23 protein-coding genes are annotated in these 22,510 nt (G+C 54.9%); 9 read left to right on the plus strand and 14 right to left on the minus strand.

Annotated elements, in window-relative coordinates:
- Window positions 1-25: 25 nt before the first annotated feature.
- Genes WG938_RS03510 through WG938_RS03520 form a run of 3 tightly spaced genes read right to left on the minus strand, consistent with a single transcriptional unit; the run spans window position 26 to window position 2,531 of the window.
- A complete protein-coding gene (locus WG938_RS03510; protein WP_339977608.1) occupies window positions 26-1,126 on the minus strand; it encodes an FAD-dependent oxidoreductase in 1,101 nt (366 codons plus the stop codon).
- Window positions 1,126-1,299, minus strand: a complete 174-nt coding sequence (locus WG938_RS03515; protein ID WP_339977610.1) for a rubredoxin — start codon at window positions 1,297-1,299, stop codon at window positions 1,126-1,128. Before WG938_RS03515 ends, WG938_RS03510 begins: the two co-directional genes overlap by 1 nt.
- A 2-nt stretch (window positions 1,300-1,301) precedes the next feature.
- Window positions 1,302-2,531 carry an alkane 1-monooxygenase gene (locus WG938_RS03520; RefSeq protein WP_339978803.1) on the minus strand — a complete coding sequence of 410 codons (1,230 nt, stop codon included), beginning with the start codon at window positions 2,529-2,531 and terminating at the stop codon, window positions 1,302-1,304.
- Between the two features lie 265 nt (window positions 2,532-2,796).
- Here WG938_RS03520 and holA point away from each other — a divergent pair, with 265 nt between their 5' ends.
- The gene (gene holA / locus WG938_RS03525; protein ID WP_339977612.1) at window positions 2,797-3,801 is read left to right on the plus strand and encodes a DNA polymerase III subunit delta; all 1,005 of its coding nucleotides are present in this window, start codon (window positions 2,797-2,799) and stop codon (window positions 3,799-3,801) included.
- A 93-nt stretch (window positions 3,802-3,894) separates the two neighbouring features.
- On the opposite strand, the gene rpsT is transcribed toward holA, so the two are convergent.
- A complete protein-coding gene (gene rpsT / locus WG938_RS03530) occupies window positions 3,895-4,161 on the minus strand; it encodes a 30S ribosomal protein S20 (protein WP_339977614.1) in 267 nt (88 codons plus the stop codon).
- A 210-nt stretch (window positions 4,162-4,371) separates the two neighbouring features.
- Window positions 4,372-4,959, minus strand: coding sequence for a type II toxin-antitoxin system PemK/MazF family toxin (locus tag WG938_RS03535; protein ID WP_339977616.1), 588 nt, complete (start codon window positions 4,957-4,959; stop codon window positions 4,372-4,374).
- Between the two features lie 169 nt (window positions 4,960-5,128).
- On the opposite strand from WG938_RS03535, the gene lepA reads away from it, so the two are divergent.
- The 4 genes from lepA to WG938_RS03555 all read left to right on the plus strand — a co-directional run bounded on the left by lepA (window position 5,129) and on the right by WG938_RS03555 (window position 9,146).
- Complete coding sequence (gene lepA / locus WG938_RS03540) at window positions 5,129-6,973, plus strand: translation elongation factor 4 (RefSeq protein WP_339977618.1); 1,845 nt, start codon at window positions 5,129-5,131, stop codon at window positions 6,971-6,973.
- Window positions 6,974-7,108: 135 nt separating this feature from the next.
- A complete protein-coding gene (locus WG938_RS03545; protein WP_339977620.1) occupies window positions 7,109-7,438 on the plus strand; it encodes a hypothetical protein in 330 nt (109 codons plus the stop codon).
- Window positions 7,435-7,908, plus strand: a complete 474-nt coding sequence (locus WG938_RS03550; protein ID WP_339977622.1) for a hypothetical protein — start codon at window positions 7,435-7,437, stop codon at window positions 7,906-7,908. The genes WG938_RS03545 and WG938_RS03550 overlap by 4 nt, the downstream gene beginning before the upstream one ends.
- 116 nt (window positions 7,909-8,024) lie before the next feature.
- Window positions 8,025-9,146, plus strand: a complete 1,122-nt coding sequence (locus WG938_RS03555) for an ATP-binding protein (protein ID WP_339977624.1) — start codon at window positions 8,025-8,027, stop codon at window positions 9,144-9,146.
- A 49-nt stretch (window positions 9,147-9,195) separates the two neighbouring features.
- On the opposite strand, the gene WG938_RS03560 is transcribed toward WG938_RS03555, so the two are convergent.
- Both WG938_RS03560 and WG938_RS03565 read right to left on the minus strand, forming a co-directional pair.
- Window positions 9,196-9,543: a DUF488 domain-containing protein gene (locus tag WG938_RS03560; protein ID WP_339977626.1), complete on the minus strand. Its 348-nt coding sequence runs from the start codon at window positions 9,541-9,543 to the stop codon at window positions 9,196-9,198.
- 14 nt (window positions 9,544-9,557) lie between these two features.
- Window positions 9,558-10,367 (minus strand): LURP-one-related/scramblase family protein, encoded by an 810-nt coding sequence (locus tag WG938_RS03565; RefSeq protein ID WP_339977628.1) that lies wholly within the window; start codon window positions 10,365-10,367, stop codon window positions 9,558-9,560.
- Between the two features lie 122 nt (window positions 10,368-10,489).
- On the opposite strand from WG938_RS03565, the gene WG938_RS03570 reads away from it, so the two are divergent.
- The 3 genes from WG938_RS03570 (at window position 10,490) to WG938_RS03580 (ending at window position 13,768) form a co-directional block, all read left to right on the plus strand.
- Window positions 10,490-11,866 (plus strand): hypothetical protein, encoded by a 1,377-nt coding sequence (locus WG938_RS03570; protein ID WP_339977630.1) that lies wholly within the window; start codon window positions 10,490-10,492, stop codon window positions 11,864-11,866.
- Window positions 11,867-12,003: 137 nt separating this feature from the next.
- Window positions 12,004-12,498: a GNAT family N-acetyltransferase gene (locus tag WG938_RS03575; RefSeq protein ID WP_339977632.1), complete on the plus strand. Its 495-nt coding sequence runs from the start codon at window positions 12,004-12,006 to the stop codon at window positions 12,496-12,498.
- Between the two features lie 67 nt (window positions 12,499-12,565).
- Entirely contained in the window at window positions 12,566-13,768 is a 1,203-nt protein-coding gene (locus tag WG938_RS03580; RefSeq protein WP_339977634.1) for a ribonuclease HI, read from the plus strand.
- Window positions 13,769-13,773: 5 nt separating this feature from the next.
- Here WG938_RS03580 and WG938_RS03585 read toward each other — a convergent pair whose 3' ends face one another.
- The 6 genes from WG938_RS03585 to WG938_RS03610 form a co-directional block, all read right to left on the minus strand.
- On the minus strand, window positions 13,774-14,709 hold the full coding sequence (locus WG938_RS03585; RefSeq protein ID WP_339977636.1) for an RluA family pseudouridine synthase: 936 nt from the start codon (window positions 14,707-14,709) through the stop codon (window positions 13,774-13,776).
- 161 nt (window positions 14,710-14,870) lie between these two features.
- The gene (locus WG938_RS03590) at window positions 14,871-15,041 is read right to left on the minus strand and encodes an Rv0909 family putative TA system antitoxin (protein ID WP_339977638.1); all 171 of its coding nucleotides are present in this window, start codon (window positions 15,039-15,041) and stop codon (window positions 14,871-14,873) included.
- A 169-nt stretch (window positions 15,042-15,210) separates the two neighbouring features.
- Window positions 15,211-15,402, minus strand: coding sequence for a YbdD/YjiX family protein (locus tag WG938_RS03595; RefSeq protein WP_339977640.1), 192 nt, complete (start codon window positions 15,400-15,402; stop codon window positions 15,211-15,213).
- Window positions 15,402-17,696 (minus strand): carbon starvation CstA family protein, encoded by a 2,295-nt coding sequence (locus WG938_RS03600; protein WP_339977642.1) that lies wholly within the window; start codon window positions 17,694-17,696, stop codon window positions 15,402-15,404. Before WG938_RS03600 ends, WG938_RS03595 begins: the two co-directional genes overlap by 1 nt.
- A 277-nt stretch (window positions 17,697-17,973) precedes the next feature.
- Window positions 17,974-19,338, minus strand: coding sequence for a PFL family protein (locus tag WG938_RS03605; protein ID WP_339977644.1), 1,365 nt, complete (start codon window positions 19,336-19,338; stop codon window positions 17,974-17,976).
- Between the two features lie 140 nt (window positions 19,339-19,478).
- Complete coding sequence (locus WG938_RS03610) at window positions 19,479-19,748, minus strand: ACT domain-containing protein (protein ID WP_339977646.1); 270 nt, start codon at window positions 19,746-19,748, stop codon at window positions 19,479-19,481.
- Window positions 19,749-20,089: 341 nt separating this feature from the next.
- On the opposite strand from WG938_RS03610, the gene WG938_RS03615 reads away from it, so the two are divergent.
- A complete protein-coding gene (locus WG938_RS03615) occupies window positions 20,090-21,541 on the plus strand; it encodes a cation:dicarboxylate symporter family transporter (protein WP_339977648.1) in 1,452 nt (483 codons plus the stop codon).
- Window positions 21,542-21,690: 149 nt separating this feature from the next.
- Here WG938_RS03615 and WG938_RS03620 read toward each other — a convergent pair whose 3' ends face one another.
- Window positions 21,691-22,446, minus strand: a complete 756-nt coding sequence (locus WG938_RS03620) for an SDR family oxidoreductase (protein WP_339977650.1) — start codon at window positions 22,444-22,446, stop codon at window positions 21,691-21,693.
- Window positions 22,447-22,510 lie beyond the last annotated feature (64 nt).

Genomic DNA, 22,510 nt, shown 5'->3' on the forward strand with positions numbered 1-22,510 from the left:
ACGTCAGCGCTTTCGAGCAAGGGTGCTAGTCATTCCATCTCTTGCCGACCATGGACAGAACCCCGCGTGGTTTTGGACGAGCGCTGATAGCCACTGCTCGAGTCACAATTCCGTTGGAAACTGAGACCGACTCGTACTCCTGATCAGTGGCAGTCACAATGAGTTCGCTACCTCCATCAGCGGAGGCTCCAGACAACTGTGAAGCAACTATCCGCAGGCCTGCTTGTGTGCTCCATCGCCGAGACACTGATGGCTCGGCAGGAGAAAGTTCTTCGCCTTGGCCTGCATCTACCAGCACACCGCGTGCGCTGCGAATGCCAGATGCGCGAGCTGATGCAAGGTCCTCGTCTCGACGAACGTCACCGTTGTCCATTCGTCTCGCTGAGCAGTCTCCAGCAGCGTAGATACCTGCTTTCGAAGTTCTGCCAAGGTCATCAATGACTACGCCATCGTCTATGTTGAGTCCTAGCTGCTCAGCAAGCGATGTGTCCGGGCGGATCCCGATCGCGGTAATGATGACCGAGTCAGTCGTGATCTTTGGCGAAGTGCCCAGCGAAAACTCGACACCTCTTCGTTCATGCACACCCTGTAGCCAACGACCAGCATGTGGCGACAGCATTCGGGGAACGATAGTGAGGGAAAGGTCATGGACTCGTACCCGGTGGCCAGCGTCAACTATCGAACTCGCAGCTTCCATGCCCAGCACACCGGCCCCGATGATCTCGACACGCGAGGCCTTGTCTCCAAGTGCTTCTCGAATTCTGGTGGAATCATGTGCGGATCGGAGTGCAAACGCATTGGGGAACTCCGAGAGGGGTATCGGAATTGCGCCTGTTGCCAGAATTACTGGGGAAGTTAGCGCAGAGTTTGTTGATTGGCTCACGAGACTGTGGCCGTTGAAACGCACCTGGTCTCCCATGTGAAGCGTTACTGAATCCGGAATCGCTCCGAGGGAATGATCTTCGATGTCTGCGGTTCCAGCCAAGAGAGATTTCGATACCTCGACCCGATTGTAAGGCTGGTGTAATTCTGCGCTGTGGAGATCGACTGTCCAGCCAGCCCGTGCCAAATGACACGCAGCTGCCCAGCCAGCCGGACCTGCGCCTACGATATGGACATTATTCATTACGGCAACTCGACCATGTCGAAGTCAGTCTTTGCTGCACCGCAATCAGGACATGACCAGTCTTCCGGGATGTCTGCCCAACGGGTGCCCGGAGCAAAGCCCTCTTCGGGCCAGCCTTCGGCCTCGTCGTAAATGAATCCACACTGTAGGCATTCGAAAACTTTGTAATCCATGACTACTCTCCAGTTTCGCTGTAGGACAATTCAGCAAGCCGCTTCTTCAGTTGCGGAAGCTTGGATGGAAGAACATTGATGCTGTCGAGCTCCCCGTCGGCCTGAGCAATCACCCTGTCATCCATGATTGCCCTCCAGAAGGGTGGGATCATTGCGACCGCAATCATTGCGGCATACCCCGAGGGGAGGTTTCCGGCTTCGTCGAAAGATCTAAGAATCTGGTAGCGACGGGTAGGGTTCGCGTGGTGATCGGAATGGCGCTGTAGGTGGTAGAGAAAGACATTGGTGACGATATGATCTGCATTCCATGAGTGGCGTGGTTGGCATTGCTCGTATCGGCCGTTGTCAAGCTTCTTTCGAAGCAGCCCGTAGTGCTCGATGTAGTTGACCGATTCGAGATAGAGAATTCCGATCGCGCCTTGGAAGATGAGGTAGGGAAGAACTTCCCAGCCGAATGCTGCAGTCAGGCATGCATAGAGTGCCATTGAAATTGCCCAGGCGTTGAGTACATCATTGTCGGGGTGCCAAAAGCTGCGCTTGTTCCGTAACGCACGCTTCTTCTCTAGTTCGATCGAGTGGAGCAAACTGCCCCACGCACTTCGAAAGACGAAGTGATAGATGGGTTCTCCCCATCGTGCGGATGCGGGGTCTTCGGGTGTTGCGACTCGTACATGGTGCCCGCGATTATGTTCCACGTAGAAGTGTCCATACCAAGCTGGTGCCAGAGTGATCTTCGAGAGCCAACGCTCTAACTGGTCCTTCTTATGTCCAAGCTCATGGGCAGTGTTGATTCCGATTCCAGATGCAACACCTGCGGTTAGTGCGAGGCCAATAGAGTCAAAGACTGACAAATCGCCACGGCCCCACAAGTACGCAGCGGCGATGAGCGATCCCCATTGAAGTGGGATGTAGGCGTACAAGGTCCACTGGTAGTACTTGTCGGCCTCAAGCTTCGCCATTACTTCGTCAGGTGGATTCGCGCCGTCGTTGCCGACGAAGTAGTCAAGGAGCGGAATGATGATGAAAACAACGATCGGGCCGCCCCACCATGCCCAGTCGATAGTCCAACCACTGAACCAGAATCCCAGAAGAGATCTGAGTCCCCAGGCTAGAAGGACAGCGGCTGCGGGGATGAGACCCAAAAGCCACAAGTATCGTTTCGGATCCTTCCATGAGTACGGGTCGACCTGAGCGTCGGAGTCCGGTGCGGCGGCTACGCGACGCAGTCCCATGGCATCGGACCGCTTCCGTCTGCGTTGTGAGGTTTCGGGATTCAGCGTCATGGTTCCTCTCCTCCTTCATGCTTGACTTTGGCTTCCATTGCGATGTGCCATCGTCAGCTGCTTGTGAGACGCACTGTCTCATAAACACATAATGTGTGACCTGGCCCACATTGTCAATCAGTTTTGAGGAACTAAATAAAAATTTATTAGTGCGCGATCAGTGTTGAAGCTCCTGAATCCTGGTTGCACTTGGGGAATCTGGCACGATGGGAGCGTGAGTAATTCAGCAGGGGCAACGCCAGCACCAGTCAATGTGATCGTTGGCAAGGAAGGTCTGCTTATTGACCGCGCGAGATTGTCGATCATCGCGGCAGTACGTCGCAATGCAGCCACCGAGCTTGATCCAGAGGGCAGAGCAGTTCCCGTCAGTACGCTGCGCGCAGGCGACGTAACTCCTGCAGAAATGCTGGACTTGCTGAGCCCTTCGTTGTTCGGCGAGGATCGCGTCGTGGTACTCACTGACTGTGATGCGGCAGGTAAGGAAGCTGCAGATCTCATCGTGGATGCCGTCAAGGACCCAGCCCCGGGAATTACCCTGATCTTGCAGCACTCGGGTGAAGGCCGACAGAAGAAAATGGTGCCGACGCTGCGAAAACTCGGAGTCCGCCAGTTCGAGGCACAAGCTCTGAAGCGAAATGACCTGCCAAAGTTCGTGCGGGGTGAGTTCGACCGGCACAACGTGAAAGCATCGAAAGCCACGGTGGACACTGTGCTTGATGCGGTGGGATCGGACTTGCGCGAAATTGCAACGGCAATCTCGCAGCTATGTGCGGACACCGGCGGTAAGGTCACACCCACTGCGGTGCGCACTTACTACGGCGCAACCGCGGAAGTATCGGGTTTCGAGATTGCCGAACTTGCTCTCAGTGGCGACGCCGAACATGCGCTGGGCAAAGCGCGCCGGGCACTCCAGCTCGGTGTATCGCCGGTGCTGCTGTCATCGGCGCTGACAGGCATGGTCGGGGACATCGCACGCTTGCATGCCGTCCAGGGCGTCAACTCCCGTCGCGATGCTGGCACGTACGGCATGCCGCCATGGAAGCTGGAGAAGACTCTTCGTGTAGCCAGGAAATGGTCGACACCAGCGGTTGCGGAAGCACAAGTTGTTGCCTCCAAATTGGAAGCCGCAGTGAAAGGCGCATCTAGCGAGCCAGAATACGTTTTCGAGCAGACTGTGCTGGACATCGCCCGAATCGCGATGAGCTCGCACCGGCGCTGACACCAGCCCAGCAAAAAGCGCCCCACCAGGAAAACCTGATGAGGCGCAATGTTCAACGGCCAAAAACTTGACCCAAGAAAAGAAAGCTAGAAATTAGCCTTCCATCTTGTTGACAGCCTTTGCAATGCCGGACTTCTTGTTAGCAACGGTGTTGCGGTGGAAGACGCCCTTGGACACTGCCTTGTCCAGCTTGCGGGAAGCAACCTTCAGCTGTGCCTGAGCAGCAGCCTTGTCGCCAGCCTCGATAGCGGCATGAAGCTTGCGGATCTCGGTACGGATCTCGGAGCGGATCGACTTGTTGCGAAGACGAGCCTTCTCGTTGGTCTTGTTACGCTTGATCTGGGACTTAATGTTTGCCATGTTGATACCTCTTGTATCCGTAGTCGGTGGTAGTCACACCCGATTCCGGTTTGAACTGGCCCGGCGCCGTGTCCTACAACTCCCGCGAACCCAAGGTCCTGCCCGCAGCGTGCAGATAATCAGTATGTGAACAACTCGGGCGATATTACCAGCGGACTTAGCGTATTCCCTAATCGCGTATGTGCTTGACGACGAGTTCGTCGTCAAGTGTTACGACCAGTGGTAGTCGGAGCGGAGTCGGGAAGCGATGCGGTCGAAGCGACGGCGAGGCATGAACGTGCCGGATCGACGAATACCGGACTCCGGAATGATGAGAATGCGGTCGATACGTACCCATGATGGTCGACCTTGTGGATCCCACGCGCCAGTGCCGATGAAGAGCCACTTTGGGTCATTCGCGTGTTCTTCGCGCGTAGAAATGAGTGCGCCCAAAAGGGCATGGCGGTCACGACCTAGGACAACTGCCGAGCGTTCGTGAATAGGTTGGTGGTCGCCGTCGATCTGGACGTGAACGCGGACAACTTCCCCGGATTCAGTCTGGCCGTCCATATCAGGGGAGTAGAGAATCGAGCGTGCGAGCTCAGCCGATGGACGTGCGATGGTGACAGGCTCGTGGTCCTTGTCGTCGACTTCGGCAGGTTCCGGAACAAGTCCGAGCTGTTCGTTGAGAATTGACAGTGCTTCGTCAAGGCTGTCGTTGCCCTGAAACCACTCGGCCAGGCGTGCACGAAAACCACGAGACTTCCCCTTGGGCGAAGGAGATGAGGTGGTGGCGGATTCGTCGTTAAGCGAGGTCATGAAAATGGTTCCTGGACTGGGTTTTGCAAGCCGCACAACGGCTCTACGCCAACAATAGCGTGAACGTGGCGTGCGGAAGCGCGGAACGGACTCTGTTTTACGTAGGTGGCCAGGTAATGTAGGCCAGTGAATCATTTGCCCATGAGTTTAGGTACGGAGTAGACCCAACGTGACAAGGAATTTTGCGGCGCAGACATTTACGGATCCAAAGCAGATCCGCAACTTCTGCATCATTGCCCACATCGACCACGGAAAGTCGACGCTGGCGGACCGCATCCTGCAGCTGTCGGGTGTTATTGAAGATCGCGATATGCGTGATCAGTACCTCGACAACATGGACATTGAGCGCGAGCGTGGCATTACTATTAAGGCGCAGAACGTGCGCCTGCCATGGGTGCCAAAGTCGGGTGCGCATGAGGGTGAAGAAATTGTGCTGCATCTGATTGATACGCCTGGTCACGTGGACTTTACGTATGAGGTTTCGCGCGCCTTGGAGGCTTGTGAAGGTGCGATTCTGCTTGTCGACGCCGCCCAGGGCATCGAAGCGCAGACCCTGGCAAACCTGTATCTGGCAATGGATAACGATCTGGAGATCGTGCCAGTGCTGAACAAGATTGACCTGCCAGCGGCTGATCCTGATAAGTACGCGGAGGAAATCGCACACATTATTGGTTGCGAACCTGAAGAGGTGCTGCGCGTATCGGGTAAGACCGGCCAGGGTGTGCCAGAGTTACTCGACCGAGTATGTGAGTTGGTTCCTGCGCCGACGGGTGATTCAGATGCCCCAACTCGTGCCATGATTTTTGACTCCGTCTACGACACGTACCGTGGCGTGGTCACGTACATCCGTGTGGTGGATGGTCGCTTGGAGCCTCGTGATGTCATTCAGATGATGTCGACTGGTGCAAAGCATGAGCTGCTGGAGATTGGCATTGTGTCGCCACAACCGCAGAAGTCGAAGGGCTTGGGCGTCGGCGAGGTTGGTTACCTGATTACCGGTGTGAAGGACGTGCGTCAGTCCAAGGTCGGTGACACCGTCACATTGAACAAGACGCCTGCCGAGGAGCCACTGGAAGGCTACGAAGAGCCAAACCCGATGGTGTACTCGGGCCTGTTCCCAATTTCGCAGGAAGACTACCCAGACCTGCGAGATGCTCTGGAAAAGCTCCAGCTTAACGACGCATCGTTGACCTTCGAACCAGAGACATCTGTTGCTCTTGGGTTTGGTTTCCGCGGTGGCTTCCTGGGGCTGTTGCACATGGAGATCACGCGTACCCGTCTTGAGCGTGAGTTTGACCTCGACCTGATTTCGACGGCGCCCAACGTGGTGTACCGCGTGGTCGCAGAAGACGGCGAAGAAATCACCGTGCATAACCCAAGCGACTGGCCAGAGGGCAAGCTCCGCGAGGTGTGGGAGCCGATGGTCAAGTGCACGATTATCGTGCCAAGCGAGTTCGTCGGCACGACCATGGAATTGTGCCAGCAGAAGCGTGGTGAGATGGGTGGTATGGATTACCTGTCCGAGGATCGCGTGGAGCTGCGCTACAAGATGCCAATGGGCGAGATCATCTTCGACTTCTTCGACATGCTGAAGTCGCGCACTAAGGGCTATGCATCGCTGAACTATGAAGATGCTGGTTGGCAGGAAGCTGACCTGGTGAAGGTTGATATTTTGCTGCAGGGCGATGCTGTGGATGCGTTCTCGGCGATTGTGCACCGTGATAACGCGCAGTGGTACGGCAACAAGATGACGAAGAAGTTGCGTGAGCTGATTCCTCGTCAGCAGTTCGAGGTGCCTGTGCAGGCTGCCATCGGTTCGAAGATTATTGCCCGCGAGAACATTCGCGCTCTGCGTAAGGACGTTTTGGCGAAGTGCTACGGCGGCGATATTTCGCGTAAGCGCAAGCTGCTGGAGAAGCAGAAGGCCGGTAAGAAGCGCATGAAGAATATTGGCTCGGTGTCGGTGCCACAGGAAGCATTCGTCGCGGCGTTGTCGACGGATGAGGGGAAGTAGACACTCTTTCCTTGTCTCGACCAGGAGTAGTTTCGACGGAATTTTCGTCGTGGCAAAGGTCTATCGACGCGACGCTGAACGGATGTTCGAAAACGTGGTAAGGTCCTAGTCCGCGTCATTTCGTAGCTTGAAGGCATGAGTGCAGATGATGCGAAACAAGAGTTGGCTGGGAGTGGGGCAGCTGACGACGGTGAAAGTTCGAAGCAGTTTGACCTGGACGCAGTGAGGTGGATGCGTTCGCGCAGAGTGGCTCTGGCAACGGCTAACGAGAAGGCGGCGTTTGTCACGGAGCTTCAGGAGCTAAATTCAGATCTTTCTGAACGCCCGGGCAATGGTGTTGGAATGGCCATGGTGATCACGTTTGGTGCAATGGTACTGGCGTTTCTTGCGGTAGTGATCGGCCTGTTTGTCATTGAGCTTGCCTCTGATCTGATCGGGAATCTTTCAGAGGGGAGCGGGCAGTGAGTAACTCCAAGGGGTCAGGTGGTGGCTGCCTGACACTTTTCGCAGGTCTGTTCCTTATTGCTCTTGCTGTATGGGCCTTCGCGATCGCATTGTGGGTGCTCGGCCTAGTGATTGTCGTTGGTGGTGTCGTCGGCTCGTTGGCGCTCGCCGTGTGGGGCTGGTTGCAAGTCCGTCGTCGTGGAGAAATCACAAAGATTGAGGCTGAGATTTCTGCGATGGCGGGAGATTGTTGTGCGGACTTGAGTGCTCTGCAAACAGAGCTCATGGCTCTTACGGCAACGAAAGGCATTGGTACGCCACTAGAAACTGAGCTGCAAGAATCGAATCGATTGGTCGATCAGCTGTATGTAGAATGCGAGAACGCGATTCGCATGTGCCAGACTGCTCCGGCGACTGCACAACGAATCGAAGCTATCGTGCACGCTGAGCAAGTACGCTCTCAAGTGTCGCAGCGGATTCGGCAAGCCTAGTTGGCAGCTTGGAAGAAGCGGCCGTCAGAGAAGGCATTGACACCTCATACTTGAAAAATACTAGTATCCACCAAAATGCCTTCCAGGATTGATTTATACACTTTATACTGCAAAGTATGAATAATCCCTTCCGCCCAAGTTTCGGTCTCTCACCTCTGGTGCTCGCTGGACGCGACGACCTGGTCCGTGGCTTTCAGCTTGCCTTCGCGGAAGGCATCGGCGCGCCCCTACGAGTCTCACTCCTATCGGGTCCTAGGGGCACTGGCAAAACGGTAATGCTCAACGAGATCGAAGACATCGCCCGCTCGCAAGGATGGCTCGTACTCCGTGCTTCGCCACGTCCCGGCATGATCGACAATCTTGTCGACCCCACCATCAAAGATGCCCTCGAATCCCTGGACTCTCAACCCGCACCGCCGAGCCGACGCGTCACAGGCGCACGAGTTGCGGGAGTGAGCTTGTCGACGGAAATCGTCGAGAAGCAAGAGTCCCGCAAGACGCTAACCACAGAACTCCGAAAGCTGGCGGAGGCCGTGCGGACGCACGGGGCAGGTGTGTTGATCACGCTTGACGAGGTGCAGTCCGCGAAGTTGGAGGAGTTGGCGGACTTGGCGACGGCTATCCAGGACCTCATTCGCGATGAGTACGACATTGCGTTGGCTGCGGCTGGGTTGCCGGAGGGTATCAACGCGTTGTTGCAGCACGAAGGAACGACGTTTCTTCGACGTGCTGAGCACATCGAGCTTGGTGCAGTTTCCGATGATGATGTGGCGCGTACTTTCTCGGACACGATCACCAGCGCCGGTAGGGAGGTTACCGATGATGCGGTCGCCGATGCGACGCGGATTATCCGTGGTTATCCCTATTTGATTCAGGTCGTTGGTTCGCTGTCCTGGGCAGCAGCGACGCTGGACAGTAATAACGTCATTGGGTTGCAGCACGTGAAGTCCATCGAGTCGGATGTTGAACAGCGCATGGGATCACATGTGCATCAACCAGCGTTGCGACCGTTGTCCGAAAGCCAGATGGATTTTCTGTATGCGATGGCCCGGGTCGCAGAGGATGGCACCGCGCAAATCAGCGATATTGCTGATGAGCTGGACACAACGACGACCGCATTGTCGATGCGAAGGCGAGCGCTTCTCGACGCAGGCGTGATCGTCAGTCCTCGTCGAGGCGAGCTTGCGTTTACCTTGCCATTCCTGCGGGAGTATTTGCTTCGGACCGACGCTTCTTAATGGGAAGTGGCGCTCAGTGCAGTGGCGCGACTACCGGCGAGGCGGGGATCTAGCCCGCTGCTTCGATTGCCTCTCTCAGTACGTGGGCATGAGAGTTCTGGACATCTCGTCCCGCGATCAGGAGAGTGACCTGTCCTGACTGGGCGATCGTCGCAATGCGAGCGAGGTCTGGACTGCCTTCGAGCTCCGCGAGGTAGCGTTCCTGGAATTCAACCTGGTCGATGTGCCTCGCATGAAACTCCCTGCGGAGCTGGGTCGATGGGGTGATTTCTTTGCACCACTCATCGAGCGGTAGGTCATCTTTCTTGATGCCACGGGGCCACAGTCGGTCGACGAGAATTCGGTAACCATCCTGGTCAGATGGGTCCTCGTACACACGCTTGATGAGAATAGGCATGATTGCGACCGCGCTCAGTCGAAGTCGAAGATAGCTGACGAATCGCCCTTGTCCTTCTCCTTCATCAAGTCGATTGCGATTGCACTGCCGAGGATTGCCATGCGCAGATCAGTCGGGACGTCTGGGGCGAGTCGGACGAAGTACTTCTGACGTTCGAGCAGTTCGTTCATTAGGCCAGCCCAATGCCGCTCGATGTGAGCAACCTCGCGACCATTAATGAGGAAACGGTAGCTGTAATCCCACATCGATCCCTCGACTTGGCATGTGGCGTAACCAGGAATTTCAATATCGACTCGACGGCGTAGAAGAGAGAACCTGCTCCTGATAATTGCCATCGGCTGATCGGAACCAGGCAACGTCACGTGGAATGTGTCGCGAACAAAATTCACCGGATCGATGACGACAAACAGCGGGCGCCCGTCGGTTTCGTGAACCGTGAGCTTTCGCGAACCCATCAGCATGCGACCAAGCCGACTGCCTTGCGTTTCGACGTATCCCGCGACCTGACCATTCTCGTCAAGAATGTCGAAGTTGTCACGCATGAAACTGCGGATCTGCTGAATCGCCAGCATATTTCGAGATAATAGCCCACCGTAAGGCTGCTGGGGCTGTTGTTGATATGGCTGCTGGTAACCATGCTGAGGCTGCTGGGGTTGCTGCTGTGGCGGATACTGCTGATAAGGCTGCTGGGGCTGAGGCTGCGAATAGTTCGGCTGCTGCGGTTGCGGTTGTGTCCCCGGATGTCCTTGTGCGCCGTGAGTATCCCAGTACGACTCGTGGTTGTTCCAATACGAGTTGGGATTGTTCGGATTCGAAGTCATCATTTACTCCTGATTGCGTGCGCTGTAAGGGCTATTACAAGGGTAAGTGTCTTCAATATCTTCTACCAGCATTCATTTTTATGGTTCGACTGCGGTTAATGGTCTTTGGTAATAATGTTTGGATCATGAAACTGAATGATATTAAAAATCGGTGTTTATTATTGTTGTCCGCAGCGTCGCTGTCAGTGTTCTCGATAGCGTGTGACGGAGACCAGATTGAAGGTAATGACAAGACTTCGGTTGAGTCCGTGCGAAGTCAAGATGACGATCTGTTCGAGGGCCTCGAAGAAATTGATCCAGCACAATTCGAAGCAGAAAGAGGTAGCTCCTTAGAGACCAAGTATTCCTTTGACTACAACACCGGCGGAGACATCGATGGCATGTGTCTATTCGATGGGGAATCGTTCAGCTGTTCAGGCACGCCAGCAAGTGATATTCCTGATCTGGACATTCCTCCGTATACAGGCAGACCAAGTATGGTGACTGTTCGTGATCAGGAGTACCAATACACCGTATTCGAGGGGATTCCGCCCTCCGCGACACAGCTGGAGACAGGTCAAAAGGTTACGTTAGGTGATGTTACTTGTGGCGCAGTTGATGGGGAGACTCTGAGATGTCAGCTAAGGAATGGCAGGGAATGGTCTGGTGTCGAGATCACAGGTGATAATCGGGACATTGAAGAGATAGGAGTTGCAGTTGAAAAACGCAGCAAATCAACGGTTGCGTCTCCTGCTCAATCTTCTGAAAGCACCGAAATAGAATCCAAGGCCGTCGATGTGGCGGATTATCGTGTAGGTGCAACCGATAGCTATGCCTTCATCTTGGAAGACGAGAAAACTGTTTGCTGGATGTCTACAGGTCCGTCTAATTCGAGAGAATCTGTTGTCTGCTCGTTAAACCTAAGTGATCCGCACGCTGATGACAGTGTAAAAGGGTATGCAACTGAGCTGATCCTGGATAAGAGTGGAGCGCGTCTTTCTGGTCCGGTAAAGGGGCTCGAGCCTTTCCCGTACAAAGTGCTGCAAGAAGGGAACCGCCTGTCGGTAGGCGATCTTCAATGTACCGCTGGATCAGGGTCGGATGTCACATGCTCCGCTGGATCCAATTCAGTGGAAGTGCGAGACAGGCAGAATCCATCAGTTCCAGTGGTGGAATCCCTCACCAACAGGACCACTATCAGAGATGCGTCATCTGAAAAGAACGAACCAGAAGAATCCGTGGTAGGCGAGGTTGGGGATGTTTGTGGGAAGGTTCGAACTGGGCGAGAGGGAAACCGGTCGCAACAGGATGTCATAGTAAAGGAAGGCGAAGTTGACTGTGAAGAGGCCATCACAGTCATGCAGAAATACATTGACCTTCCACATGACGAGTATTACGGTCGCGCGCAGATGCGTGAAGTGGATACTTGGAACTGTGCCACACCAATGCCGAGGTATGGAACTTCTCATGAATACGACCTGATTTGTGAGAAGAGTGGGAGCGCCATTGGGGTAAAAAACTAACGACTCACAAGTACTTGGCTTCCCACCGAACGTTTGGATTGTGGGTTATGGCATGGAAATCGCCAATATGGAGGAACACGAGTCGTGCGTTTCAAAGAGGTGCTCAACAATCGTTCAATAAGGAAGTGGTTCCGCACATGTCTGACTGCATTATTAAGCGTTTCGACGAACTGACACCCACCGAGGTGTACGCCATCTCGGCGCTGCGCACCGATGTGTTCTACCTCGAACAACAGTGTGCGGAACCCGAGATGGACTGGCGTGATCTGGAACCAACGACGCAGCACATTTTCATCATGGACGCTCAATCTGAGCGTCGAGATTCCTCGGGTGCTCCGTGTGAGCTGGCTGCCTACCTTCGTGTCATCACAACTATCGATGATGATGCTGAAGAGTATCCGATGACGATTGGTCGGGTCGTCGTAAAGCTAGCGCGCAGGGGAGAAGGGCTCGCAGAGAAGCTAATGCAGACAGCACTTGGCGAGCATCCGGGGCAGTCAATTGTGTTGCATGCGCAAACGCAGGCAAAAGGTCTGTACACCAAGTGCGGCTTTGTGGAAGTGGGCGACGTGTTTGTGGAAGCGGGCATAGAACATATAACGATGGTTCGAAAACTTAATCGAGATTCGTAATCCGGCGTGTGCCATAGCGTGTGGTCAACGCAAAAATGTTGAAGACAAGCCAGGAGCACTGACCACAATGAACCTACGCACCGCACCAATCCCATCCTCTAATCGAACTATCCCAAGCCCAGCCAATATGACAAAGAAGATTGATCGGGCGCGACTCTTCGTAGTTCCACAAGACGACGGAAAGTTGCGCGATGCGCGTGGGCGGTGCGTGGGTGACACAACCGTTGTCACGATTGCGTTGGTGCCTTATCTTCGCGACGGGATCGCGTGTGTCAGTGGTGTCCTGCAGGCCTCGCATTATCTGAAGGACGCTGATGCGGCAGATAGCAATGCCTTCAATACCTGGACTGCTGTCGTGTCTGATTCATGGTCGGGGTTGGGTCGTGGCCCATCGTATTGGAAGCATGACTTGTCGCTCGTGAAGCGGTTGGGTCGAGATATGACAAAGCTGTTAGGAGATTCCGTTTACTTACAGCTCATGTCAAAGGTTGGTGCAATCCAAAAGACTCACGGTCGAGTTTTGATCACAGTTACCAGCTCCGATCCAGACCTATTTGATGCAAGCCTGTCAGGTTGTCCTTTGGGTGCGACAGCCACACTTCGAGGCTGCCCGTTGGTTGAGAAGCAGGTGGATGTTGCAACACGAATCGCCAAGGGCGAAGTTCTGAAGATTTACCAGCGTAAAGCTGAACTTCGAGAGCTTGAAGAGAGCTTCATGGAACCGTTGTTCGTTGCCACTGATGCGTCGAAAGACCGATATTCGCAGAAAGCCGCGATCGGTTGGGTCAGCGCCGAGGGAATGCACGGTACTCAACAGACCAATGGAGTAAGCATCGCAGAGGCTGAGATGCTCGCAATGCACGAAGCGCTGACCGAACTTGATCGTAACTCGCGAGTGCCGCGAGGGCGTCGCATTGTCCTACTCAGCGACAGCAAGCATGCGATTGAGATGGTTTTCGGGAAGAGAAAGCTGTCCACCTCGCACTTGAGTAGCACCCGTAAACTAGCGGAGCTTCGGAAGTTGGTAGCGGGACCTCGCATTCACGTGGAGTGGGTGCGGGGACATAATGGGCATCCATTGAACGAACTTGCCGACGACCTCGCGCGACATCGCAACCGCTGCACCGGGATGTTCGCACTCGACGAGGATTTGATCCGCGAGCAAGAACAAAAACTAGTAGAAGATGCGCTGGCCGAAGGCTTGACAAATGCACAGTTCCTACCTGTTTCGTCTGTCGGAGTTTCAGGCGAGGCGCGTTTGGCAGGCTAGTTTCGCTACAACTTCTCCCACTCTGCAGGAGTCGGAGCGGTCAACGTCAGCTCGTTACCATCAGGCATCGGAATGTCGACGCGATGCGCATGCAAAAGCATCCCCTTGACTCCTCGGCCACGAACCTTCTTATTGAAAGCATCAGATCCGTAGCGGGAATCTCCACCGATCGGGTGCCCAGCATCGGCGCAATGTACTCGGATCTGGTGCTTCCGCCCAGTGAGTAGTTGCGCCTCAATAGTTGTTGAGCCTTGCCCGTGGCGCTTGACGACGGCGAATCGTGTCTCGGCGCGTAGTCCATGTGGCGCCACAATCGTGCGCTGGTGCGTGCGGTGGAGGGGCTGGTGGCTGACAGCGAGGTCAGTGGGCCAATAACCATCGACATGCGCAAGGTAGTAGCGTTTGATCCGGTGTTCTTCTTCGCGCAGAAGTTCCTGGAGATGGCGAAGGATAGTAGACGTTTTTGCCACCAGCAGCAGGCCTGACGTTTCGCGATCAATGCGGTGCGCTAACTCTAGTTCTTTGATGTCCGGGCGAGCGAAGCGGAGGGCTTCGATGACTCCGGCATCAACACCAGTGCCACGATGCACAGCGAGACCCGCAGGTTTGTTCACTGCGATGAGATCATCGTTTTCGAAAACGATGGACTCGCGGACTTTCGTTAATAAGTGCTGTGGAACTCGTTGTGGTTCCTTCGTCTCCTCGACCGTGATTGCGGGAAGAGTAATAATGTCTGCGCCCTCGACGCGATGATTCTGTTTCACTTTCAGGCCATTGACGCGGATCTTTCCTTCACGCATCAGGCGAAACAGCAGGGTAGCGGGGACACCTTTGAGCTGGGACTGAATGAACTTGTCGAGGCGTCGCCCAGCGTGATCTTCGGGTACTTCTATTGTGCGAGCAGAAAAGGACAGCCCCTTCGAGCCGTACTGTCCTTTCACGCTCCTCCGACGGTTCGGCCCATTCGGGGCATTGGATCGTTTTCGGGGGTTTGCGCGTCGTGGACGGCTGATCTTTCTCACCACTTATAAACAAAAAGGGGCTAGGGCCAGGAATTCTGACCATAGCCCGAATTGCTTATCGCAAGCCAATAAGTTCGTGGCTACTTCTTCTCGTCGCCAAGCTTGCTGTCGACAACCTCACGGGCCTTTGCAATATGGCTAGCCTTGTCAGCGCCGTACTTCTTGGTTGCGAACTCCTCAGCCTTATCCAGGAGCTTGTCGGTCTGCTCCTCGTTAGCGAGTACCTGCTTAGCCTTGTCCATAATTCCCATGCTGTTCTCCAACTTTGCCACTGAGGTGATGCTGCGCCTGGCCACGAGAAACGTCCGCAGTGAACATGAATGGCGAACGTGATGGACCGTGATAGGCACAGCAGTGATCAATCATTAATTCTACGTGCTCCGAATCCCACAGATACGGGGTGTACCTGATCAGGTGCCGCTAGCAGCACCGTGCCTGCGGATTCGCATCTGACTCAGCATGTCGATTCCGCCAATACTCCCGCTCCGTCGGTATGGGCTGGTCCGGATGGTGAATCCGCAAGTGATCACAGTACTTCTGGTAATCATGGTCACCCATGAGTTCACCGACGTACCAACGCGCACCCTTCAGCCACGTCACAACTCCCGCCATTAGTGGCCACCAACGTGTGCGTGTGAATGGGCTGTGTCGTGGAAGCGACGTGGGTCGTCGTCAGGTACTTCTTCCCACGCAGCCTCGATGTCCTTTTCCACATCCTTGCGGTTGAAGCCGAGCGGTGCGAAGTAGCGGGACGGAATCTCTTTTTCCTCGCTGGTTCCAACATCGATACCGCGGGCGGCCCCGGCCTTCAACGCGCGTAGAATCGCTGCGATACCGGCGGCAATGACAACAAGCGTCACAAGCGCAAAGGCCACCGACAGAACACCCTGAACAGCGGTATTGCGGATAACTGCGTCGATATCTTCAGCAGACTTCGCATTCTTGAACTCGGTCAGTCCTTGTGCACGCGCATCCTTGAATGCATTGTGCAGCGCCCAGTAACCGATTGCTGGATCTGACGAGAAGATCTTCTGCCACGACGCGTACATCGTCACGGCAAGGTCCCATGCTAGCGGGACTCCCGGAATCCACGCCCATTTCACCAGGCCCTTCTTGACGACGACCACCGTCACCAGCATCAGCGCCATCGCGGCCAATAGCTGGTTTGCGATACCGAAGAGAGGGAAGAGCATGTTAATGCCACCGAGCGGATCAGTGACACCCATGACCAAAATGGAACCCCAGCCCAAGCAGACGATGGCAGACGTAGAGATATTGCCTGGAGTCCACGATGCATCGCGGAACTTCTGCATGCCAGGGATATTGCCGATTGCGTCGGACAGCATGAAGCGGGCAACACGGGTGCCAGCGTCGATGGTGGTGAGGATGAACAGTGCCTCAAACATGATGGCGAAGTGGTACCAGAAAGCCTGCATGGTTGTGCCGCCGAAAACGCCAGCCAAGATTTGAGACATACCGAACGCCATCGTCGGTGCGCCACCGGTACGCGAGACAATGGACTGCTCGCCGACATTTTGTGCGGCGGTGTTCAGTAGTGCCGCATCAATGTCAGGGCTTGAGAGTCCGAGGCTATTGACGTAGGCCGCTGCTGATTCCGCAGTTCCACCAGTCAGGGCAGCGGAGGCGTTCATCGCGAAGTACAAGTGCTGATCAATGATGACGGCAGCACACATTGCCATCACAGCTACAAACGATTCCATGATCATGCCGCCGTAGCCGATCATGCGCATCTGGGATTCCTTCTCCACCAACTTCGGAGTAGTGCCGGAAGAAACCAAGGCATGGAAACCAGACAACGCACCACAAGCAATGGTGATGAACAGGAATGGGAAGAGCTGGCCAGCGAAAGCCGGACCTGTGCCATCAAGAGCGAAGTGCGTCACGGCTGGCATTTCAATGGTTGGACGGACAATCACGATGCCCACTGCCAGCAACCCGACGACGCCGATTTTCATGAACGTCGACAAGTAGTCGCGAGGAGCAAGCAGCAACCAGACCGGCAGCACAGACGCGAGGAAACCGTAGCCGATCAGGCACCAAGCAAGTGTGGTCTTATCCCATAGGAAGACGTCGTGCCAGAACGGATCAGAGTTGACCCAGCCACCTGCCACAATGGACAGAAGCAACAGGACGACGCCAATTAACGACACTTCCGAGACCCGACCCGGGCGCAAGTAGCGCAGGTAGAGGCCCATGAAAATGGCAATCGGAATGGTCATCGCGATGGAGAAAACACCCCATGGGGACTCAGCGAGGGCATTGATAATCACGACGCCCAAGACAGCAATGAGGATGGTCATGATGATGAGAATGCCGATGATGCCAAAGACACCACCAACCTTGCCCATTTCGTCTTGAATCATCTGGCCGAGTGAACGGCCACGGCGACGCGTGGAAATTGCGAGCACCATGTAATCCTGCACCGCGCCGGCAAAAACAGCGCCGAAGACGATCCAGATTGTGCCCGGCAAGTAGCCCATCTGAGCTGCCATAATCGGTCCGACCAGCGGGCCTGCACCTGCAATAGCTGCAAAGTGGTGGCCGAACAATACGCGCCGGTCAGTTGGCATGAAATTCTTACCGTCGTTGTACAACTCAGCTGGGGTCGCGCGGTCATCTTTGGGCCGGATGACCTTGTATTCAATCAAGCGACCGTAGAAGCGGTAGCCGATGATGTACGTGCCAATCGCGGCGAGAACTAGCCAAATGGCGTTGATGTTCTCACCACGTGCAAGGGCGATCATTGCCCAGCCAACAGTTGCGACAATAGCGATGAGCGCGAAGATAATTCGCTGCGCGACTGGCATTGGTCGGCGATCGATGTAGCCGACCGGGGGCAAGTCATTGTGGGGCTGGAGTAGTTCCACGCCTTCAGGTGCCTTCATGGCATCTCCCCTTTAAGAAAATGGTGCGTTCAATTCTGATGTGCCCAGTGGGTAGCAGTGGTGACTGCAGGACCGTCGCAAAGCTGAGAGCACTATTAACGGTCTGTGTGCAGCAAATCACATTTTGTATACGAAAGGGGTAAAAGTAGACAAAATGCTTTTCGACGACGCCGGCTGTGGTGGCATCGCACATGCAGGTAGTGAGTTGGTTTGCTCACATCTGAAGCGACAACGTGAGCAATGTTAATGAACGCGCGGGAGACTAAGAAATTGTCAGCTAGTTCCTGAATCCGTGCACTGGTGCTGGGATAAAACCGCCCCGATGAATAAACGTGGCATTGTCGACCGTTGATACTGGAATTACGGGAGCGTAGCCGAGGAGACCGCCGAAATTGACCTCGTCGCCGGGGCCAGTCCCGGGGACTGGGATGACGCGAACTGCCGTGGTCTTGTGATTCATCACCCCGATTGCTGCTTCATCGGCGATCATTCCGGAAATCAACTCCGCTGAAGTGTCGCCTGGAATGGCAATCATGTCGAGGCCTACAGAACAAATGGCGGTCATTGCTTCCAGCTTGTCAATCGTGATGTGTCCCGCTCGCACCGAATCGATCATGCCCTTATCTTCGGAAACCGGAATGAACGAACCGGACAAGCCGCCGACGCGAGAACAGGCCATCAGGCCGCCCTTCTTGACCGCGTCGTTAAGCAAAGCCAAGGCAGCGGTCGTGCCGTGGGTGCCGACTTGCTCAAGGCCCATGTGTTCAAGGATGTGTGCGACCGAATCGCCCTTTTCTGCAGTAGGGGCGAGGGAGAGATCCACGATGCCGAACGGTACGCCAATGCGCTCGGCCGCCATGGATCCGACGAGCTGTCCGGCGCGAGTGATCTTGAAAGCCGCCTGTTTGATAGCTTCGGCGACTTGATTGAGTGAGCGGCCGTCGAGATTGCCCAGCGCGTTGTTCACGACACCGGGGCCGGAAACACCGACGCTGACCACGCAATCTGCCTCTTCAATACCGTGGAAAGCGCCGGCCATAAAAGGATTGTCACCAACCGCATTTGCGAACACGACAAGCTTTGCGCAGGCAATCGCGTTGCGGTCCTTGGTCAGCTCAGCCGCCTCCTTGACGACGCGGCCAATTTCCTTCACCGCATCCATGTTAATTCCCGTCCGCGAGGAACCAATGTTGATGGAGGAACACACGATATCGGTATTCGTCAGGGCTTCCGGAATGGAATTGATGAGGCGACGATCGCCGTCAGTCATGCCCTTTTCTACGAGAGCTGAATAGCCACCAATGAAATTGACGCCAACCTGTTTTGCCGCGCGATCGAGTGCATGAGCAAGCTCGACAGGATTGCCCTGCACAGCTTGCGCGAGCAGTGCGATTGGTGTGACTGAAATGCGCTTGTTCACAATCGGAATGCCAAGTTCACGTTCGATCGCCTCGCATTCGGGAACGAGCCTCGCCGCTTTCGTCGTGATCTTCTGTTCAATCGCCACGCACGTCTCGCTCATGGTTCCGCGGATGCAATCGAGCAAATTGATGCCCATCGTTACGGTACGAATATCGAGACGGTACTTCTCGATCATGTCGATAGTTTCAAGAATGCTTGCCGACGAAAACTGGTTGGTCATGATCTGCCTTTGTGGGGGAGCTGAAGACGGTGGTTGATTTAGTTGAGTGGAGAAAGGCCGCGGATGCAGCTGCAATGGCAGAGCGTATCGCAGTGGCGAAGGGCGCCGCGGTGGCGAACGGTGCCGCAGTGGTGAAGCGTTTAGATTGAGTTCATAGCATCGAAGATGGCTTGCGACTGAATACGAATGACAAGCTTTTCTTGTTCTTCGATCTCGTGCATCTTGTTCTGGAACGTATCGATGTCGAGTGTTGATTCGTCAAAGGCGACTTGCAGAATCATGGTGAAGTACTGATCCATCAGTGTCTGAGAAACATTGTGAATATTGACTCCGAGCTCTGCGCAGCCAGTTGCAACTGCGGCAATAATGCCGGGGTGGTCTGTTCCGGTAACAGTCATAATTGCGAACATAAATTCAGTTTATGTCGAGCCTTCAAGAGTGTCGCGATCGTCCCCGTTAGCCGAACTAGTGGCGACAGTTGGGGGTAGTTGCCCGCCGAATACGCATGTCTATACCCAGGGGCTGCCGACTATTGGGGGTGAGCCCCTTAACTACGATTTACTTTCTAAGGATTCTCTTAGAACAATTGTTGATGTCGCGCGTTCCCAGGTGGCGCAGCCCGTCGGTGCCTCGTGGAAACGAAATATGTAAACAACATGATTCTTGGGTTCCCCGTTAGGCCTCAGCACCTACCCGGAGCAATCGTGGTCAACGAAAGAGCCCAAGACTCGACCATTGAATTGAGGAGCTCATGGCAGAGATTGACCACAAGTCTTTTGCAGTAGCTGCTAGTACGGGTCCGAAGATTGCAGAGCCGAAGAAGCCTCGCAAGGATCGCACCCACTGGCTATACATTGGCGTCATCATTGCGGTGATCGCCGGTATCGGTTTCGGTCTGGTAGCCCCGAGTGCTGCTGCAACGTTGGAACCACTCGGCAAGACCTTCATTAATCTCATTAAAATGCTCATCGCTCCGGTGATTTTCTGCACCATTGTGTTGGGCATTGGTTCGGTGCGTGCAGCGGCATCCGTCGGTAAAGCCGGTGGTATCGCACTTGCGTACTTCGTCACTATGTCCACCTTTGCCTTGGCGGTGGGCTTGTTCGTAGGCAATCTGATCGATCCAGGTGAAGGCCTCAACCTGCAGGCAGCCGCTGAGAAGTCGCAGGAGGTCGCTCAGAAGGCGGAGGAGTCATCCGAAGGCGGTCTGACTGCCTTCGTTCAGTCGATCGTTCCGGAAACGTTCTTCTCCGCATTTACGTCCGGCTCCGTACTTCAGGTCTTGTTTATCGCTTTGCTTGTCGGTTTTGCCGTGCAATCGATGGGAAAGAACGGCGAGCCAATCTTGGCTTTCGTCGCTTCCTTACAGCGCCTCGTTTTCAAGCTGCTGTCGTGGGTGTTGTGGCTCGCGCCGATCGGTGCGTTTGGCGCAATCGCTGCTGTCGTCGGTAAGACAGGCCTGGATGCTGTCATCCAGCTCGCCATTTTGATGGGCGCGTTCTACGCAACGTGTGTCATTTTCATCTTCGGCATTTTGGGTACTGTGCTGAAAGTCTTCACCGGCTTCAATGTATTCAAGCTTTTTAAGTACTTGGGGCGCGAATTCCTGCTCATCTTTGCGACGTCGTCGTCCGAGTCCGCACTCCCAAATTTGATGCGGAAGATGGAGCACATTGGTGTCGACAAGTCGACCGTCGGCATCGTCGTACCAACTGGCTACTCGTTCAACCTCGATGGCACAGCAATTTACTTGACGATGTCCGCCATCTTTATCTCTGATGCCATGAACATGCCGATGGATCTCGGCCAGCAGATCAGCCTGCTGGTATTCATGATCATCGCGTCGAAGGGCGCAGCAGGCGTGTCCGGCGCGGGTATTGCAACCCTAGCTGCCGGCCTTCAGTCGCACCGACCAGAGCTGCTCGATGGTGTGGGCATTATCGTTGGTATTGACCGTTTTATGTCCGAGGCTCGTGCGCTGACTAACTTCGCAGGCAATTCGATTGCGACACTGCTTGTTGGTACGTGGACGAAAACCATCGACAAGGATCAGGTTCACCGTGTTCTTGACGGCCAGGATCCGTATATTCCTGCTGACGACGATCACGATGTTGATCTCCGCAATCCTGAGGTAACGAACCCAGCAACGAATGACTTGCAGCCGACTCCTCAGGTGGATCTGGATGCCTACCAGAAGAGTTAGCCTGTGAGACGAACGAATGCTGCAAGCGACAACTGCTAACGAACATGCCTGACTATAACGAGTCGGGACAGACGCAACTCCGCAGTTTGGAACTGAATTGGAGATCAGTCCGAATTGCGGAGTTCTTTGCATTACCGGATCGTCAGCACCTACAAGGCATCTGCACTTTCAGGGAGAATCTGGCCACCGTCGACCACAATGCCGTGGCCATTGATGTACTTGGCTTCCTTCGATGCAAGGAAGACCACTGCGTTACCGATATCTGCAGGTTCGCCCAGCTTCCCGCCCGGCACCGCTGCACTCATAGTGTCGAGGTACTCTTGGCTGAGTCCTTCCAGGCCACCGGTAACAATATTGCCTGGCAAAACTGCGTTTACGGTGATTCCGTACTTCGCCAGTTCGATGGCGGCAGTGCGGACATAGCCCATTTGAGCTGCCTTGGTCGCGCCGTAATGAGCCCAACCCGGGTAGCCGGTAAACGGACCCGTAATGGAACTGGTGGCAATCACGCGCCCTGCCTCAGATTTCTTTAACTCTGGGAGCGCCACCGAAACAATGTTGGCCATTCCACCAACATTGAGTTCCGTCAGCTTGCCGATTACTTCCGAATCAATCTCCTCAATAGCCTTCTGTGGGAACGCTCCCGCGTTCGCTACCACAATATCGACAGAACCAAACTTCTCGACGGCCTTCGTCACTACTTCTTTACAGTCAGCCAGTGACGTCACATCGCAGGCAAGCACGAGGGCGTTGGGGAGGGCGGATGCTGCTGCAGCGAGGTTGTCGTCGTCAAGCGCGGCGATAACCACGTTGGCACCCGCCTCCGAGAGCTGAGTGGCGATGCCGAGACCAATGCCAGCAGAGCCACCGGTGACAATTGCGGTGCGGTTGTTGAGTGAAAACATTCCGTGAACTCCTCAGATGAGTCGAACTGCGAAGGAAAGTGGTACGTCACCTTCCAGGCTACGT

Origin of the sequence: Corynebacterium sp. H113 (genome assembly GCF_037572315.1) — a bacterium.
In the GTDB taxonomy this organism is placed as follows: Bacteria; Actinomycetota; Actinomycetes; order Mycobacteriales; family Mycobacteriaceae; genus Corynebacterium.

Coding starts and splice junctions, on each gene's coding strand:
- WG938_RS03580 (WP_339977634.1), top strand. CDS start 12,566: ATGAACCTACGCACCGCACCAATCCCATCCTCTAATCGAACTATCCCA.
- WG938_RS03620 (WP_339977650.1), bottom strand. CDS start 22,446: ATGTTTTCACTCAACAACCGCACCGCAATTGTCACCGGTGGCTCTGCT.
- WG938_RS03520 (WP_339978803.1), bottom strand. CDS start 2,531: ATGGGACTGCGTCGCGTAGCCGCCGCACCGGACTCCGACGCTCAGGTC.
- WG938_RS03555 (WP_339977624.1), top strand. CDS start 8,025: ATGAATAATCCCTTCCGCCCAAGTTTCGGTCTCTCACCTCTGGTGCTC.
- WG938_RS03570 (WP_339977630.1), top strand. CDS start 10,490: ATGAAACTGAATGATATTAAAAATCGGTGTTTATTATTGTTGTCCGCA.
- WG938_RS03535 (WP_339977616.1), bottom strand. CDS start 4,959: ATGACCTCGCTTAACGACGAATCCGCCACCACCTCATCTCCTTCGCCC.
- WG938_RS03595 (WP_339977640.1), bottom strand. CDS start 15,402: ATGGCGGGAGTTGTGACGTGGCTGAAGGGTGCGCGTTGGTACGTCGGT.
- WG938_RS03565 (WP_339977628.1), bottom strand. CDS start 10,367: ATGATGACTTCGAATCCGAACAATCCCAACTCGTATTGGAACAACCAC.
- WG938_RS03560 (WP_339977626.1), bottom strand. CDS start 9,543: ATGCCTATTCTCATCAAGCGTGTGTACGAGGACCCATCTGACCAGGAT.
- WG938_RS03615 (WP_339977648.1), top strand. CDS start 20,090: ATGGCAGAGATTGACCACAAGTCTTTTGCAGTAGCTGCTAGTACGGGT.
- WG938_RS03600 (WP_339977642.1), bottom strand. CDS start 17,696: ATGAAGGCACCTGAAGGCGTGGAACTACTCCAGCCCCACAATGACTTG.
- WG938_RS03545 (WP_339977620.1), top strand. CDS start 7,109: ATGAGTGCAGATGATGCGAAACAAGAGTTGGCTGGGAGTGGGGCAGCT.
- WG938_RS03610 (WP_339977646.1), bottom strand. CDS start 19,748: ATGTTCGCAATTATGACTGTTACCGGAACAGACCACCCCGGCATTATT.
- rpsT (WP_339977614.1), bottom strand. CDS start 4,161: ATGGCAAACATTAAGTCCCAGATCAAGCGTAACAAGACCAACGAGAAG.
- WG938_RS03590 (WP_339977638.1), bottom strand. CDS start 15,041: ATGGGAATTATGGACAAGGCTAAGCAGGTACTCGCTAACGAGGAGCAG.
- WG938_RS03515 (WP_339977610.1), bottom strand. CDS start 1,299: ATGGATTACAAAGTTTTCGAATGCCTACAGTGTGGATTCATTTACGAC.
- WG938_RS03605 (WP_339977644.1), bottom strand. CDS start 19,338: ATGACCAACCAGTTTTCGTCGGCAAGCATTCTTGAAACTATCGACATG.
- WG938_RS03510 (WP_339977608.1), bottom strand. CDS start 1,126: ATGAATAATGTCCATATCGTAGGCGCAGGTCCGGCTGGCTGGGCAGCT.
- WG938_RS03575 (WP_339977632.1), top strand. CDS start 12,004: ATGTCTGACTGCATTATTAAGCGTTTCGACGAACTGACACCCACCGAG.